The sequence below is a fragment of the Streptomyces rectiviolaceus genome (assembly GCF_039533825.1).
Taxonomy (GTDB): Bacteria; Actinomycetota; Actinomycetes; order Streptomycetales; family Streptomycetaceae; genus Streptomyces; species Streptomyces rectiviolaceus.
Window position 1 is genome coordinate 14613 of sequence record NZ_BAAAUG010000025.1, and the last position, 16197, is coordinate 30809.

Sequence of the window (16197 nt, forward strand, 5' to 3'; positions counted from 1 at the left end):
AGGAGTCAGCCCCTCCCCAGGAGCAGTCGGGCCTCGCCGACCGTGATGACGGAGCCGGTGACCAGGACGCCGCCGCCCGCGTACTCGCCCTCTTCCTCGGCGAGGGTGATCGCGGCCTCGAGGGCGTCCGGCAGGCGCGGCTCGACCTGGACCCGGTCGTCGCCGAAGACCTCGACGGCGAGCCCGGCCAGCGTGTCCGCGTCCATCGCGCGGTGGCTGGAGTTCTGCGTGATGACGACCTCGGCGAAGATCGGCTCGAAGGCTTCGAGCAGCCCCTTCATGTCCTTGCCGTCGCTCGCCGCGACCACGCCGATCAGGTTGCTGAAGTCGAAGACCTCGCTGATCGCCTCGGCGGTGGCGCGGGCGCCCGCCGGATTGTGCGCGGCGTCCAGGACGACGGTCGGCGAGGTGCGCACGACCTCCAGGCGGCCCGGCGACGAGACCGAGGCGAAGGCCTTGCGGATGGTGTCGATGTCGAGCGGGCGCGTGTGCTGCGAGCCGATGCCGAAGAACGCCTCCACCGCGGCGAGCGCGACGGCGGCGTTGTGCGCCTGGTACGCGCCGTGCAGGGGCAGGAAGATCTCTTCGTACTCCCCGCCGAGGCCGCGCAGGGTGAGGAGCTGGCCGCCGACCGCCATCGCGCGGGAGACGATGCCGAACTCCAGGCCCTCGCGGGCCACCGTCGCGTCGACCTCGACGGCCTTCTTCAGGAGCACCTGCGCCGCGTCCACCGGCTGCTGGGCGAGGATCACCGTCGCGTCCGGCTTGACGATGCCGGCCTTCTCGGCGGCGATCGCCCCCGGCGTGGTGCCCAGGCGGTCGGTGTGGTCCAGGTCGATGGGCGTGACGACGGCAACCGATCCGTCGATCACGTTCGTCGCGTCCCAGCTGCCGCCCATGCCGACCTCTACGACGGCGACGTCCACGGGGGCGTCGGCGAAGGCCGCGTACGCCATGCCGGTGAGCACCTCGAAGAAGGAGAGCCTGTACTCCTGCTGGGTGTCGACCATCTCTACGTAGGGCTTGATGTCGTTGTACGTCTCCACGAAGCGCTCGGCCTCGATGGGGGCGCCGTCCAGGCTGATCCGCTCGGTGATCGACTGGACGTGCGGCGAGGTGTAACGCCCCGTGCGCAGCTCGAAGGCGCTGAACAGGGCCTCGATCATGCGGGCCGTGGACGTCTTGCCGTTCGTGCCGGTGATGTGGATCGAGGGGTACGCGCGCTGGGGCTCGCCCAGAACGTCCATCAGCGCGGCGATCCGGCTGACGGAGGGCTCCAGCTTCGTCTCTCCCCAGCGGCTCGCGAGCTCGGTCTCGACCTCGCGCAGCGCCTTGTCCACCTCCGGGTCGGTGGGGCGGGAGGGGATGTCGCCCTGGGGCGGGCCCGCCTGGGTGCGCAGGGTGCGGCTGCCCGCCTCGATCACGGCGAGGTCGGGGTCGCGGTCGGTCTCGGCTTCGACGATCTCTTCGAAACGGTCAGCGCTGTCGTCGCTGTTGCCGCTGTTGTCGCGGTCGGGGTGCTCGCTGTCAGGCGGGGGGAGGTCACTCACGCACGCCAGTCTACGGACGGGGTGTGACAGTCGGCGCCCGGACCTGTCGGGACTAAAGTCCTGGGCGATTCGGGACTTTAGTCCCGCCGATCCGGGGATTCGCCGGGCAAACTTGGCGATCATGGACATAGGCATCGACCTCGGCACAGCGAACACCCTTCTCTACGTCCGCGGTCAGGGGATCGTGCTCAACGAGCCGTCCGTGGTCGCCGTCAAGGAGGGCGCGCGGACCGCCCTCGCCGTCGGTACGGAGGCCAAGGAGACGATCGGCCGTACGCCGGGCTCCATCACCGCGATCCGTCCCCTGCGGGGCGGCGTGATCAGCGACTACGAAGCCGCCGAGGAGATGATCCGGCACTTCGTGCGCAAGGCCGTTCCGGGGCGCCGCCCTCGTACGCGGATGGTGATCTGCGTGCCGAGCGGTGTCACGCAGGTCGAGCGGCGGGCCATCGTGCACGCGGCGCAGCGGGCGGGGGCCCGCGCGGTGCACCTGGTGGAGGAGCCGATGGCCGCGGCGATCGGGGCGGGGCTTCCGGTGGCGGAGCCGCGGGGGTCGATGGTGGTCGACATCGGAGGCGGGACGACGGAGGTCGCCGTCATCTCCCTCGGGGGGATCGTCACGGCGCAGTCGCTGCGGGTGGGCGGGGACCGCCTTGACGAGGCGATCACCAACTTCGTGCGCAAGGAGCACGGGCTGCTGATCGGTGAGCGGACCGCCGAGGACATCAAGGTCGCGATCGGCTCGGCGTGGCCGGTGCCGGGGGACGATGCGCTGGAGTCCAGGACGTTCACCGTGCGGGGGCGGGAGAAGGTGCGGGGGCTTCCGAAGACGGTGGAGCTGACGGTGCGTGAGGTGCGGGCTGCCCTTGACGAGCCGGTGGAGGCGGTGATCGCCGCGGTGCGGGCGACGCTGGAGGAGTGCCCGCCGGAGCTGTCCGGGGACATCATGGAACACGGCATCGTCCTGACGGGCGGGGGCGCGCTGCTCCCGGCCCTGGACCTCCGCATGGCGTCGGCCACGGGGATCCCGGTGTTCGTGGCGGACAACCCGCTGGACAGTGTGGCGCTGGGGTGTGGCAAGTGCGTGGAGGACTTTGACGGGTTGGAGCGGGTGATGTCTGCGGCGTAGGGCTTGTTGAGCTGTGCGGGGCTGGTCTGTCTGTGGGTACGGTGCCGCGCCGGTATGTCCGTCCTCGCTATCGTCCGGTGGCCGCGGGGCTGCTTCGGCTGGGGAGCCCCGCGAACCGTGCTCCGGGCGGACATACCGCCACGTCCTCTCGCGAGCATCGCCGTCCGCGGCGCGTCTCCGTCTGTGGGTACGGTGCCGCGCCGGTATGTCCGTCCTCGCTATCGTCCGGTGGCCGCGGGGGTACTTCGGTCCCGGAGCGCCGCGAACCGTGCTCCGGGCGGACATACCGCCACGTCCCCTCGCGTGCGTCGCCGACTGCGGATGAGTCGTGGGCCCGCTTCTGTGGCTGGCGGAACATCGCAACCTGCCGACGTACACGGCCCACCCACCCACCTACGCACGGCCCACCCACCCAGGCTTGAACGCCCTCCCCCCCACCCCACGACGCAGATCACCCGCCCACCCCCACTCCCTTACGCGCCCCCCTGACACCGCGGGGCAATCGGGCGGGTGGGCGGGAAAGCTTGTTCGTTCAGAGGCGGATGCGGGGTAAACGGGCGGGTGGGCGGGAAAGGCCTGTTCGGGGCGGGTGAGCGGCCCTCAGGCCAAGTCCCCCGCGGGCAGCGTGGCCAGGACTTCGTAGGCCCCCTGGCCAGGCCCCGCCGAGAAGCTGCCGCCCAGCGTGTGGATCCGTTCGGACATGCCCGCGGTGCCGGTTCCCGCGGAGACCGGGGCCGGGGCCGGGCCGGCCGCCGGCAGAGCGTTGCGGACGTTCACGTGCAGGTGGCCGTCGGCCAACTGCACCCGTACGTCCACCCGCCCCCCGGGCGCATGCTTCGCCGCGTTCGTCAGGCACTCCTGCACCACCCTGTGCACCGCCGCCTGGCGAATGGGCGAGAGGCGGTAGGCCGCCCCGTCTATCAGGAGGTCCACCGGCGTGCCTGCCCGCTCGCTGCGCTCCGCGAGTTCGGGGAGCGCGTCGATGCCGGGCGTCGGGGCGCCGTCCACGCCCCGCCGCACGATGATCTCGTTCAGCATGCGGTGTGCCGACCGCGCCGTCTCGGAGAGTTCCTCGAAGCCGTCCTCGAAGGCCCCGCCCGTCGCACGGCGGGCAAGGACCTGCGAGCGCACGCTCAGCAGCGTCAGCTCACGGCCGACGAAGTCGTGCACATCCCGTGCGATGCGGGAGCGCTCCTGCTGGACCGCATGCAGCGTGGACGTCTCGGCCCGCTGCGCCTGGAGCGCACGCACCAGGTCCTGGCGGTTGGCCGCGACCCCGACCCCCGCGGCGAGCACCCCGATCGGCACGACCAGGCCGAGAAAGGAACTCAGGGTGTCACCGCGGTGCGCCGGCCAGCCGGGGAGGGTGAACATCACGTACGCGAAAGCCACATAGCCGATCACGCCGAACGTCCCGGCGAGACGGCCCCGGTATCTGCCCAGGGAGTACAGCGCGAACTGGGCGAGGGTCAGCTCGTGCAGCCAGCCGATGAGCGCGAGGGCCACCGCGAACGTCACCCAGGGCGCGGACCGGCGCAGCAGCAGGGATGCCGCGCCGCAGGTGAGGACCAGGGCCGCGAGCGGGCCGTTGAGGGAGTTGTCCGCCTCGGCGAGGCCGGGGATGTCCAGGCTCATCAGGGCCAGACAGCTCAGGGCGGTGAGAGCGTCCTGCGCCCGGGGTGCACGCGCGCAGCGCCCGGCAAGGCGGCGGCCCGCAGCCGTCGCCCGGCGGAACGCCTCGGCGGCGGGCAGGTCGTGCATGCCCTCCATCATCCAAGGTCTTTCTGCCCGAATCATCGGACTTATGACCTTTATTTCGTGAAGTGTGACACGTCGGCGTGGCGGTCCCGGAAAGGCCATCCGCGGGGGTCAAATCAGACCATGTGGTATGCCCAGAACCCCGGCCGACGGACCCGCCAGCTCCTCGGCGACGGCGCGGTCCTGCTCTGGACCGCGCTGTGGACCGCCGCCGCCGTCGTCGCCTACCGGCTGGCCTGTCTGCTCACCCGCCCCACGCCGGAGGCACCGCCCCCGCCCCTCGGCGACCCCTCCCGCCTGCCCCTGGTGGGTGATCGCGTCGACTCCGCGCTGCGGGCCGCGGCGGACGTCGCCGGAGCCGGGGACCCGGTGACCGTCCGCGCGGCGGTGATCGTGGGCGCCGTCGCCGTCTTCCTCGTACCCGTCGGTCTCGTACTCAGCAGCTGGCTCCCCCGCCGCCTGCGCTGGATCCGGATGGCAGCCGCCGCCCGGGAGCTCGCCGCGAGTGACGACGGCCGCGAGCTGCTCGCCCTGCGCGCCCTGCTGCGGCCGCTGGACGAGGTCGCGCGGATGGCGTACGAACTCCCCGACGCCACCGCGGGCAGCCTCGCCGAGGGCTGGCGCGGCGGCGACCCCGACATCATCGACGCGCTGGCCGAGGCGGAGCTGGTGCGGCTCGGGCTGCGCATCCCCGAGCAGCTGCACATCCCCGCGCAGGAGACGGGATCGGAACACGGGACAGGGCCCATGGAACCGGTCGGTTCCATGGGCCCTGTCCCCACCGCGTGACTAGGCCTGCGGCAGGCCGTCCAGCTGGGCCTGCAGCCGGCTGATGTCGGCGTCCGCCTTGGCGAGGCGGCCACGGATCTTGTCGACCACGTTGTCCGGCGCCTTCGCCAGGAACGCCTCGTTGCCGAGCTTCGCCGTGGCCTGCGCCTTCTCCTTCTCGGCCGCCGCGAGGTCCTTGGCCAGGCGCTTGCGCTCCGCCCCGACGTCGATCGTGCCGGACAGGTCGAGCGCGACCGTGGCGCCCGAGACCGGCAGCGTGGCGGTGGCCGCGAAGCCGTCGCCCTCCGGCTGGAGGCGCAGGAGCTGACGGATGGCCGCCTCGTGCGGGGCGAGCGCCGTGCCGTCCAGGCTGAGGCGGGCCGGGACCTTCTGGCCCGGCTGCAGACCCTGGTCGGCGCGGAAGCGACGGACCTCGGTGATGACCTGCTGAAGCGTCTCGATCTCCTGCTCGGCCCCGGCGTCACGGAAGCCGCCCGGGGCGTCAGCCCCAGGAACGAGCACAGCCTTGGGCCACTCGGCGATCACGAGGGACTCGCGGCCGGTGAGGGTCGTCCAGAGCGTCTCCGTGACGAACGGGACGATCGGGTGCAGGAGGCGCAGCGTCACGTCGAGGACTTCGCCCAGGACACGGCCGGAGACCTTCGCCGCGTCGCCGCCGCCCATGAACGTCGTCTTGGACAGCTCGACGTACCAGTCGAAGACCTCGTCCCACGCGAAGTGGAAGAGGGCGTCGGACAGCTTGGCGAATTGGTAGTCGTCGTAGAGCGCGTCGACCTCGGCGACCGTCGCGTTGAGACGGGACAGGATCCAGCGGTCCGTCGCCGACTGCTGCTCCACGGGCGGGAGTTCGCCCTCGATCGTGGCGCCGTTCATCAGCGCGAAGCGCGTGGCGTTCCAGATCTTGTTGGCGAAGTTGCGGGAGCCCTGGACCCAGTCCTCGCCGATCGGCACGTCGACGCCGGGGTTGGCGCCGCGGGCGAGCGTGAAGCGGACGGCGTCCGAGCCGTACTTGTCCATCCAGTCCAGCGGGTCGACCGCGTTGCCGAAGGACTTCGACATCTTCTTGCCGAACTGGTCGCGGACCATGCCGTGCAGCACGATCGTGTGGAACGGCGGGGTGCCGTCCATCGCGTACAGGCCGAACATCATCATCCGGGCGACCCAGAAGAAGAGGATGTCGTAGCCGGTGACCAGGACGGAGTTCGGATAGAACTTCGCGAGGCTGTCGGTCTCCTCCGGCCAGCCGAGCGTGGAGAACGGCCACAGGCCGGACGAGAACCACGTGTCGAGGACGTCGCTGTCCTGCGTCCAGCCCTCGCCGGTGGGCGCCTCGTCGTCGGGTCCGACGCAGACGACCTCGCCGTTCGGGCCGTACCAGACCGGGATCCGGTGGCCCCACCACAGCTGACGCGAGATGCACCAGTCGTGGAGGTTGTCGACCCAGTCGAAGTAGCGCTTCTCCATCTCCTGCGGGTGGATGGCGACCTTGCCGTCGCGGACCGCGTCACCGGCGGCCTTGGCGAGCGGGCCGACCTTGACCCACCACTGCATCGACAGGCGCGGCTCGATGGTGGTCTTGCAGCGCGAGCAGTGGCCGACCGAGTGCGAGTACGGACGCTTCTCGGCGACGATGCGGCCCTCGGCGCGCAGGGCACCGACGATGGCGCTACGGGCTTCGAGCCGGTCGAGCCCCTGGAAGGGGCCCGGAACCGTGATCACGGCGTGCTCGTCCATGACCGCGATGTTCGGCAGGTCGTGGCGCTGGCCGATCTCGAAGTCGTTCGGGTCGTGCGCCGGGGTCACCTTGACGCAGCCCGTGCCGAACTCGGGGTCGACGTGCTCGTCCGCGACGACCGGGATCGAGCGGTCGGTCAGCGGCAGCTTGATCAGCTTGCCGACGAGGTGCTTGTACCGCTCGTCGTCGGGGTGGACGGCGATGGCGGTGTCACCGAGCATCGTCTCGGCGCGGGTGGTGGCGACGACGACGGCCTCGTCCCCGTCGCCGTACTTCAGCGAGACCAGCTCGCCGTCGTCGTCCTGATACTCGACCTCGATGTCCGAGATCGCGGTCAGGCAGCGCGGGCACCAGTTGATGATGCGCTCGGCGCGGTAGATCAGCTCGTCGTCGTAGAGCTTCTTGAAGATGGTCTGGACGGACTGCGAGAGGCCCTCGTCCATCGTGAACCGCTCACGCGACCAGTCGACGCCGTCGCCGAGGCGGCGCATCTGCCCGGAGATCTGCCCGCCGGACTCGCCCTTCCACTTCCAGACGCGCTCGATGAACTCCTCGCGCCCCAGGTCGTGGCGGGACTTGCCCTCCTTGGCGAGCTCGCGCTCGACGACGTTCTGCGTGGCGATGCCCGCGTGGTCCATGCCCGGCTGCCACAGCGTCTCGAAGCCCTGCATGCGCTTGCGGCGGGTGAGGGCGTCGATGAGCGTGTGCTCGAAGGCGTGCCCGAGGTGCAGGGAGCCCGTGACGTTCGGCGGCGGGATGACGACGGTGTACGGGGGCTTCTCGCTCGCCGCGTCGGCGGAGAAGTAGCCGCGTTCTACCCAGCGCTCGTACAGCGTCCCCTCTACCTCGGCCGGCGCGTACTGGGTCGGCAGTTCGGTGGTGGGCGCTGGATTCTGCTGCTGAGTGTTCTCGGTCACCGGGCCAGTTTAGAGGTGTCACAGACCCGTCCCGAAACCGGATTCTTGAGTAACGGTTGCGGCCGGGAGCCACACGGCGCCGCTGCCTTCGTACAGGATGTCGGGAACACATAAGCGTTCGGAGGGGAACCCACGCAATGAGTCACAACCAGCCTGGCCCGTACGGCGGGCAGCAGCCCCAGCAGCCCGGTCCTTACGGGCAGCAGCCGGGTCAGCCTGGCCCCTACGGCCAGCAGCCGCAGGCACCCCAGCCCGGCTACGGCTACCCCCAGCAGGCGCCGCAGGGTGTCCCCCCGCAGCAGGGCGGCTACAGCCAGCCGCAGCAGCCGGGTCCGTACGACCAGGGGCAGCAGGGCCCGTACGGACAGGTTCCGCCGCCCCCGCCCGCGGGTGGCGGCAGCGGCAAGAAGACCGGCCTCATCATCGGCGCGGTCGTCGCGCTCGCCGCGATCGGCGGCGGCATCTGGTGGTTCACGGCGGGCAAGGACGACAGCTCCTCGTCGGCGGGCAACTCGGCGGTGGCGGACGACGGCGCGCACAAGCTGGTCACGCCCGAGACGGTCCTCTCCGAGTACAAGAAGCAGGCCACGACCGACGACGGCTTCAGCGACGACGACATGGAGCGGGCCGAAAAGGACGGCGTCAAGAACGGCAAGCCCGTGGACGCCGAGTACCAGTCGGGCGACAAGAGCAACCCGCTGGCGCAGAAGATGATCAAGTTCATGGGCGTCTACGGCGAGATCGACAACCCGTCCAAGGTCGTCGACGGAATGTTCGACAAGATGAAGACGGAGTCCACGAAGGAGAGCTCCTCCACCGGCAAGCTGATCGGCAGCCCGAAGAGCTTCGACGCGGACGGCGCGGTCCTCAAGTGCCAGGAGACGGAGATCAAGGGCGGCGGCTCCGGCCCCAAGTCGATCCGCATGCCGGTCTGCATCTGGGGTGACAACAGCACCCTCGGTATCGTGATCCCGGTCGACATGGCGAGCGCCATGACCGGCAAGAGCGCCTCGTTGGAGGACGCCGCGGACACGACGTCGAAGTTCCGCAAGGAAGTTCGCGTCAAGTCCTGACGCCTGACGGCGTCACACCGCACTCAGCAGCCCCGGTCGCCACGGCCGGGGCTGCTTCCGTCAGGATGTTCGAAACACATAAGCACGCACAGGGGGAACCCACGTCATGAGCTACAACCAGCCAGGCCCGTACGGCGGCCAGCAGCCCCAGCAGCCGGGCCCCTACGGCCAGCAGCCGCAGGCACCCCAGCCCGGCTACGGCTACCCTCCGCAGGCTCCGCAGGGCGTTCCCCCGCAGCAGCCGGGGCCCTACGGCCAGCCTCAGCAGCCGGGCCCGTACGGCCAGCAGCCGCAGGCTCCCTACGGCCAGGTCCCGCCGCCGCCCCCGCAGGGCGGCGGCAAGAAGACCGGCATCATCATCGCCTCCGTGGTCGCGGTCGCCGCGGTGGCCGTCGGCGGCTACTTCGTCTTCGCGGGCGGTGACGACGACAAGGGCAAGGGCGGCGGCTCCTCGAACGTGGCGGGGGGTGGTGGCGACGGTGGCGGCATCAAGGACGACGGACCGCACAAGCTGACGACACCGGCGACGGTCCTCTCCGAGTACAAGCTCAACAAGGAGGCCGGCAGCGACAGCGGCATGACCTCCAGCGACATCAAGGAAGCCGAGAAGCACGGCGTGAAGAACGCCACGGACGTGACGGGCCAGTACCAGTCGGGGACCGAGGACAACCCGCTGTCGCAGAAGATCCTGCAGTTCAACGGCGTCTACGGCGACATAGCCGACCCGGAGAAGGTCGTCGACGCGATGTTCGTCGAGGCGGAGAAGAACGCCAAGGAGGGCGACAGCAGCGGCGAGTCGATGACGCTGGTCGGCAGCCCCAAGTCGTACAGCCCCGCCGGGCTCGACGGCGCGGTGATGAAGTGCCAGGAGATGAAGTTCAACCTGGGCTCCGGCTCCTCGTCGACGGGCGGCAGCAGTGCGGGCCCGAGCAACATGTCGATGGCGACCTGCATCTGGGGCGACAAGAGCACGCTCGGCATCGTGATCACCACGGACGTGGCGAACGCGATGGCCGGCAAGAGCGCCGACCTGGACGAGGCCGCGGAGAAGACGGCCAAGTTCCGCAAGGAAGTCCGCGTCAAGCTCTGACGGCCGAGGAGAAGCCACGTAATGAGCTACAACCAGCCTGGGCCGTACGGCGGTCAGCCGCCGCAGCAGCCCGGCCCCTACGGCCAGCAGGGGCCCTACGGCAGCCAGCAGCAGCCCCCTGCCCCGCAGCCCGGCTATGGCTACCCCCAGCAGCCTCAGGGCCCGTACGGGCAGCCGCCGCACGCTCCGTACGGGCAGGTTCCGCCGCCTTCCCCCCAGGGCGGCGGCAAGAAGGCCGGGTTCATCGTCAGCGCCGTCGTCGCGGTTGCCGCGATAGGCGCCGGTGTCTGGTGGTTCACCGCCGGGAAGGACAGCGGCTCCGTCGCCGATGACGGCAAGACGTACAAGCTGACGGCGCCCGCGTCCGTCCTCGGCGGTGAGTACAAGAAGGACTCGTCCGGCAGCGGTGGCGGTATGTCGTCGAGCGACCTGAAGGACCTGGAGAAGCAGGGCGTCAGCAATCCCAAGGACGCCTACGCCGCGTACAACTACGGCGAGGGCTCGACCATGAAGTCCCTCAACTACTCCGGCGTGTACGGCGAGATCGACGACCCGGAGAAGGTCGTCGACGCCATGTTCGCCGAGATGGAGAAGAACTCCGGGAAGCCCGGCGGCATGAAGCTCATCGGCAGCCCCGAGGAGTTCACTCCGGACGGCTTCGAGAACGGCATCATGAAGTGCCAGAAGGCCGAGTTCGACATGGGCGACGTCAGCGGGGACGACGACAGCATGCCCAACACCTTCCAGACGCCCCTGTGCGTCTGGGGCGACCACAGCACCGTCGCGTACGCCGCCTACTCCGATGTCGCCTCGACCGCGAGCGGCAAGGAGATCGCCCTGGAGAACGTCGCCAGCCTGGTGACCAACCTGCGTGACGACGTCCGCGTCGAGGTCAAGTAGGCGGTCGAGGTCAAGTAGGCGATGGAGTAGAGCCGTTCAACGAGAAGGGGCGCCCGGCGATCGAAATCGCCGGGCGCCCCTTTCACGTAGGCCTGGAAACTACGCGGACTTCTGCTCCCCTGACCCCGGCCCCCGCGCATCCCGCGGCACCAGTGTCGGGTTCACGTTCGAGTGGACGACGTCCGCCGTGATGACGACACGGGCCACGTCCTTGCGGGACGGGACCTCGTACATCACCGACTGGAGGACCTCCTCCATGATGGCGCGCAGGCCTCGCGCGCCGGTCTGGCGCAGGATCGCCTGGTCGGCGATGGCCTCGAGCGCCTCGCGCTCGAAGTCCAGCTCCACGCCGTCGAGTTCGAACAGGCGCTGATACTGCTTCACGAGTGCGTTGCGCGGCTCCACCAGGATCTGGAGCAGGGCCTCGCGGTCCAGGTTGTGGACCGAGGTGATCACGGGGAGGCGGCCGATGAACTCCGGGATCATCCCGAACTTCACCAGGTCCTCCGGCATGATGTCCTCGAACCGGTCCTTCTCCTGAAGCTCGCGCTTGGAGTGGATCGTGGCGCCGAAGCCGATGCCCTTGGCGCCCGCCCGCGACTCGATGATCTTCTCGAGGCCGGCGAACGCGCCGCCCACGATGAAGAGCACGTTCGTCGTGTCGATCTGGATGAACTCCTGGTGCGGATGCTTGCGGCCGCCCTGCGGGGGCACCGAAGCCGTCGTGCCTTCCAGGATCTTGAGCAGGGCCTGCTGGACACCCTCGCCCGAGACATCGCGCGTGATCGACGGGTTCTCGCTCTTGCGGGCGACCTTGTCGATCTCGTCGATGTAGATGATGCCCGTCTCGGCCTTCTTGACGTCGTAGTCAGCGGCCTGGATGAGCTTCAGGAGGATGTTCTCGACGTCCTCGCCGACATAGCCCGCCTCCGTGAGCGCCGTCGCGTCCGCGATGGCGAACGGGACGTTCAGCATGCGCGCGAGCGTCTGCGCGAGCAGCGTCTTGCCGGAGCCGGTCGGGCCGAGCAACAGGATGTTGGACTTCGCGAGTTCGATCGCGTCGTCACGGCCCTGCGCGCCGCCGGTCTCCCCGGCCTGGACCCGCTTGTAGTGGTTGTAGACCGCTACCGAGAGGGCTTTCTTCGCGGGCTCCTGGCCCACGACGTACCCCTCGAGGAATTCGTAGATCTCGCGAGGCTTGGGGAGTTCCTCCCACCGCACCTCGCTCGTCTCCGCGAGCTCTTCCTCGATGATCTCGTTGCAGAGGTCGATGCACTCATCGCAGATGTACACACCGGGACCTGCGATGAGCTTCTTGACCTGCTTCTGACTCTTCCCGCAGAACGAGCACTTGAGCAGATCGCCGCCGTCACCGATGCGTGCCACGAGGTGCTTCCCCTTCGCCTGGGAGACGCCACGTTCAGCGACTCCTGGTGCCTCATATCCGACGGTACCTTGCCTGGCCCCCCGTTCGGGCCCCCCTTGGCACGGTTCACTTTGTCGTGAACCGCGCCAAGGAACGGCAGATGCTACAGCGCTGCGTCAGACGACCGAGGCGTTGTTCATCTTCCGGGTGGAGATGATCTGGTCGACCAGGCCGTACGCCAGCGCGTCCTCGGCAGTGAGGATCTTGTCGCGCTCGATGTCGTCGCGGATCTTCTCGATCGGCGTCGTGGAGTGCTTGGCCAGCATCTCCTCCAGCTGCGCGCGCATCCGGAGGATCTCGTTCGCGGCGATCTCCAGGTCGGAGACCTGACCACGGCCCGTCTCGCTGTAGGGCTGGTGGATCAGGACGCGCGCGTTCGGGAGCGCCATGCGCTTGCCCGGCGTACCGGCCGCGAGGAGCACGGCGGCGGCGGACGCGGCCTGGCCCATGCAGACCGTCTGCACGTCGGGCTTCACGAACTGCATCGTGTCGTAGATGGCCGTGAGCGCCGTGAAGGAGCCACCGGGGCTGTTGATGTAGATCGAGATGTCGCGGTCGGGGTCCATCGACTCCAGGCACAGGAGCTGCGCCATGACGTCGTTGGCCGACGCGTCGTCGATCTGCACGCCGAGGAAGATCACGCGCTCCTCGAAGAGCTTCGCGTACGGGTCGTACTCACGCACGCCCTGCGAGGTGCGCTCGACGAAGCGCGGGATGACGTAGCGGGATTCGGCGGTCGGGCCGGTGTACTCGGCCTGGGTGGGCTCGTAGAGGCCGCTGCCGGGGTTGTTCTTCATCTCTGTAGGTCTCCTGAGGAGCGTGGGCTGGGTCGGCTTCGGAAGGGCTGAGCGGTGATGCTCAGGCTCCGGTGCCGCCGCCGCCCGGCATGCTGGCCGCGTTGGGCATGATGTCGTCGATGAGGCCGTACTCCTTGGCCTCCAGCGGGTCGAACCAGCGGTCTCGGTCCGAGTCGCGGGTGACCTGCTCGACGGTCTGGCCCGTGTGGAACGCGGTGAGGTCCGCCATCTTCTTCTTGGTGAGAAGCAGCCGCTCGGCGTGGATCTTGATGTCCGACGCGGAGCCCGCGAGTCCGGCGGAGGGCTGGTGGATCAGGATCTCGGCGTTCGGCAGCGCGAAGCGCTTGCCGGGCGTGCCGGCGCTGAGCAGGAACTGGCCCATCGAGGCCGCCATGCCCATCGCGATCGTCACCACGTCGTTCTGGATGTACTGCATGGTGTCGTAGATCGCCATGCCGGCCGTGATGGATCCACCAGGGCTGTTGATGTAAAGGAAAATGTCCTTGTCCGGCTCAGCGGCAAGGAGCAGCAGCTGCGCCGTGATCTTGTTGGCGATGTCGTCGTCCACGGCCTGGCCGAGGAAGATGATCCGCTCGCCGAGCAGCCGGTTGTAGACCTGGTCGCCGAGGCCACCACCGATGGAGGGGTCGCCGGCGGCGGAGGGCATCAGATTCGTCACGTATCCACCTGCTCGTCTTACGACGGCGCCGGGCCGTCTCACGTCTTCTTCTGAGGCTTGGGACCCCGCGTGCTCGCCGCTCCGGGACGGCTTCGGGGACTCCCCTGCCCTCGTATTCATGGACCCTAACGCTCAGCCCCGTCCGGGGAATCCCGCAAAGGTGACTGTTCGCTGTGAGCGCAGGTTCTGGCGGGGGCGCCTTGAGCGGGGTCCCGGGGTTGCCCCGGGGCGCGTCAGGGCCCCGTCAGGGCCCCGTCAGGGCCCCGTCAGGGGCGCGGGGAACTGCGCGGCCCGCCCCCATGCTGTCGCAGGCGCGTCTGCCGCGTGCCGCCCGATGGCGGGTGCGGCTTGTACGTGGTTGCTCGCGCAGTTCCCCGCGCCCCTAAGGGCGCGACAGGCCCCCGGGATCGAGATCCCGGGGGCCTGTCGTACGTGCGTCAGAGCGAGGCTCAGGCCTCGGTCTTCTCCTCGGCGGCGTCAGCCGACTCGGCAGCCGCATCCTCGGAGGAGGCCTCGACCGTCTCGGCGGTCTCGTCCTCGTCGTCGAGGTCCACGATCTCGCCGTTCGTGTCCTTGACCGTCGCGGCCTCCACGACGACCGCGAGGGCCTTGCCGCGGGCGACCTCGCCGACCAGCATCGGGACCTGGCCGCCCTCTACGACGGCCTGGGCGAACTGGTCGGGGGACATGCCGGAGGACTGCGCGCGACGCATGAGGTGCTCGGTGAGCTCCTCCTGGTTCACGTTCAGCTTCTCCTTGTTGACGAGCTCGTCAAGGACGAACTGCGTCTTGATGCCCTTCTCGGCCTGCTCCTTGGTCTCGGCGTCGAACTCTTCCTCGGTCTTGCCCTGGATCTCCAGGTACTTCTCGAGGTCGAGGCCCATCTGGCCGAGCTGGTGGTTCACCAGGTTGTGCTTGCGGGTCTCGATCTCGTCCGCGAGGAGCTTCTCGGGGACGGGGACCTCGACCAGCTCGAGCAGCTTCTCCAGGACACGCTCCTGGGCCTGCGTCGCCTGGTCGTACTGCTTCATGTTCTCGAGGCGCTTACGGCTGTCCGCCTTGACCTCGTCCAGGGTGTCGAACTCCGACGCGAGCTGCGCGAAGTCGTCATCCAGGGCGGGCAGTTCACGGGCGGCGACCTGGGTGACCTTGACGGTCACCTCGGACTCCTTGCCGGCCGCCGAGCCGCCCTTGAGCTCGGAGGTGAAGGTGGCCTCGCCACCGGCCTCCAGGCCCTTGACGGCCTCGTCGATGCCCTCGAGGAGCTCGCCGGAGCCGATCGTGTAGGAGACGCCGGACGCGACGCCGTCCTCCAGGACCTCGCCCTCGACCTTGGCCTCCAGGTCGATCGTCACGACGTCGCCGTCCTCGGCGGCACGCTCGACCGGCGAGGTGGACGCGAAGCGCTCACGGAGCTCCTCGACGGCCTTCTCGACGTCCTCGTCGCTGACCTCGACCGCGTCCACCTCGACCTCGATGCCGGAGTAGTCCGGGATCTCGATCGCGGGACGGATGTCGACCTCAGCGGTGAAGTTGAGGGTCTCGTTGTCCTTCAGCTCGGTGATGTCCACCTCGGGCTGGCCCAGGACGTTGAGCTCGGCCTCGTTCACGGCCTCGGTGTAGAACTTCGGGAGCGCGTCGTTGACGGCCTCTTCGAGGACGGCGCCACGGCCGAACCGCTGGTCGATGACTCGGGCCGGGATCTTGCCCTTGCGGAAGCCCTTCACCGTGACCTGCTGGTTGATCTTCTTGTAGGCCGCGTCGAGGCTGTCCTTGAGCTCCTCGAAGGGCACCTCAACAGTGAGCCGAACCCGGGTCGGGTTCAGGGTCTCCACGGCGCTCTTCACGGTTCGGTCTCCTTGGGGCTGACTTCTTGGGATTGAGCCCGGCTCAGAGACACACGGGCACACAGCTTGCATAGTAACGGCAAGCGGGAGCCGACCCACAATGCGATCTTGCGAAGCCGTACGTGAGGCTGATCGCCGGTCTGATCTGGAGAGATCCTGCTGGTCGGGGTGGCGGGATTTGAACCCACGGCCTTCCGCTCCCAAAGCGGACGCGCTACCAAGCTGCGCCACACCCCGTCGGTGCGACACGTAGGGTACATGCCCGCAGGCAGTGCGGCGCCCGGTTAATCGCGGGTACGTACGGGGTGTGCGGGGAGGGCGTCCGACCCGCTACGATGCTTGCCGTGCCGCGGTCGCTGACCAGCAGTGTCCTCGATGTACTGCAAGATGGACTGCAAAATGCACTGCGGCGCGAGCTGTGCGGGTGTAGCTCAATGGTAGAGCCCTAGTCTTCCAAACTAGCTACGCGGGTTCGATTCCCGTCACCCGCTCTGTGGCCTCCGGGGC

Annotated in this window: 12 protein-coding genes and 2 tRNA genes; 6 read left to right on the forward strand and 8 right to left on the reverse strand. The window is 69.1% G+C overall.

The window, feature by feature from the left end; translation table 11 throughout:
- Positions 1-5: 5 nt before the first annotated feature.
- On the reverse strand, positions 6-1550 hold the full coding sequence (folC, locus tag ABD378_RS08690; RefSeq protein ID WP_344519941.1) for a bifunctional tetrahydrofolate synthase/dihydrofolate synthase: 1545 nt from the start codon (positions 1548-1550) through the stop codon (positions 6-8).
- 121 nt (positions 1551-1671) lie between these two features.
- Here folC and ABD378_RS08695 point away from each other — a divergent pair, with 121 nt between their 5' ends.
- Positions 1672-2679 carry a rod shape-determining protein gene (locus ABD378_RS08695; protein WP_344519942.1) on the forward strand — a complete coding sequence of 336 codons (1008 nt, stop codon included), beginning with the start codon at positions 1672-1674 and terminating at the stop codon, positions 2677-2679.
- A gap of 600 nt (positions 2680-3279) precedes the next feature.
- On the opposite strand, the gene ABD378_RS08700 is transcribed toward ABD378_RS08695, so the two are convergent.
- Positions 3280-4440, reverse strand: coding sequence for a sensor histidine kinase (locus ABD378_RS08700; protein ID WP_344519943.1), 1161 nt, complete (start codon positions 4438-4440; stop codon positions 3280-3282).
- A gap of 120 nt (positions 4441-4560) precedes the next feature.
- On the opposite strand from ABD378_RS08700, the gene ABD378_RS08705 reads away from it, so the two are divergent.
- Positions 4561-5226, forward strand: coding sequence for a hypothetical protein (locus tag ABD378_RS08705; protein ID WP_344519944.1), 666 nt, complete (start codon positions 4561-4563; stop codon positions 5224-5226).
- Here ABD378_RS08705 and ABD378_RS08710 read toward each other — a convergent pair whose 3' ends face one another.
- Positions 5227-7878 (reverse strand): valine--tRNA ligase, encoded by a 2652-nt coding sequence (locus ABD378_RS08710; RefSeq protein ID WP_344519946.1) that lies wholly within the window; start codon positions 7876-7878, stop codon positions 5227-5229.
- 137 nt (positions 7879-8015) lie between these two features.
- Here ABD378_RS08710 and ABD378_RS08715 point away from each other — a divergent pair, with 137 nt between their 5' ends.
- The 3 genes from ABD378_RS08715 (at position 8016) to ABD378_RS08725 (ending at position 10941) form a co-directional block, all read left to right on the forward strand.
- Complete coding sequence (locus ABD378_RS08715) at positions 8016-8951, forward strand: flagellar basal body-associated FliL family protein (protein ID WP_344519948.1); 936 nt, start codon at positions 8016-8018, stop codon at positions 8949-8951.
- Positions 8952-9057: 106 nt separating this feature from the next.
- Positions 9058-10041 carry a hypothetical protein gene (locus ABD378_RS08720; protein ID WP_344519949.1) on the forward strand — a complete coding sequence of 328 codons (984 nt, stop codon included), beginning with the start codon at positions 9058-9060 and terminating at the stop codon, positions 10039-10041.
- Between the two features lie 21 nt (positions 10042-10062).
- Positions 10063-10941, forward strand: a complete 879-nt coding sequence (locus tag ABD378_RS08725) for a hypothetical protein (RefSeq protein ID WP_344519950.1) — start codon at positions 10063-10065, stop codon at positions 10939-10941.
- A 99-nt stretch (positions 10942-11040) separates the two neighbouring features.
- Here ABD378_RS08725 and clpX read toward each other — a convergent pair whose 3' ends face one another.
- From clpX to ABD378_RS08750, 5 genes are all read right to left on the reverse strand, one after another.
- The gene (gene clpX / locus ABD378_RS08730; RefSeq protein WP_344519951.1) at positions 11041-12327 is read right to left on the reverse strand and encodes an ATP-dependent Clp protease ATP-binding subunit ClpX; all 1287 of its coding nucleotides are present in this window, start codon (positions 12325-12327) and stop codon (positions 11041-11043) included.
- Positions 12328-12483: 156 nt separating this feature from the next.
- Positions 12484-13164 (reverse strand): ATP-dependent Clp protease proteolytic subunit, encoded by a 681-nt coding sequence (locus ABD378_RS08735; protein WP_344519952.1) that lies wholly within the window; start codon positions 13162-13164, stop codon positions 12484-12486.
- Between the two features lie 61 nt (positions 13165-13225).
- A complete protein-coding gene (locus tag ABD378_RS08740) occupies positions 13226-13831 on the reverse strand; it encodes an ATP-dependent Clp protease proteolytic subunit (protein ID WP_249593023.1) in 606 nt (201 codons plus the stop codon).
- A gap of 461 nt (positions 13832-14292) precedes the next feature.
- Complete coding sequence (tig, locus tag ABD378_RS08745) at positions 14293-15690, reverse strand: trigger factor (RefSeq protein ID WP_344519953.1); 1398 nt, start codon at positions 15688-15690, stop codon at positions 14293-14295.
- A 160-nt stretch (positions 15691-15850) separates the two neighbouring features.
- Positions 15851-15927 (reverse strand) — tRNA-Pro (locus ABD378_RS08750).
- A gap of 183 nt (positions 15928-16110) precedes the next feature.
- Here ABD378_RS08750 and ABD378_RS08755 point away from each other — a divergent pair.
- Positions 16111-16181, forward strand: a tRNA-Gly gene (locus tag ABD378_RS08755).
- The last annotated feature ends 16 nt before the right edge of the window (positions 16182-16197 follow it).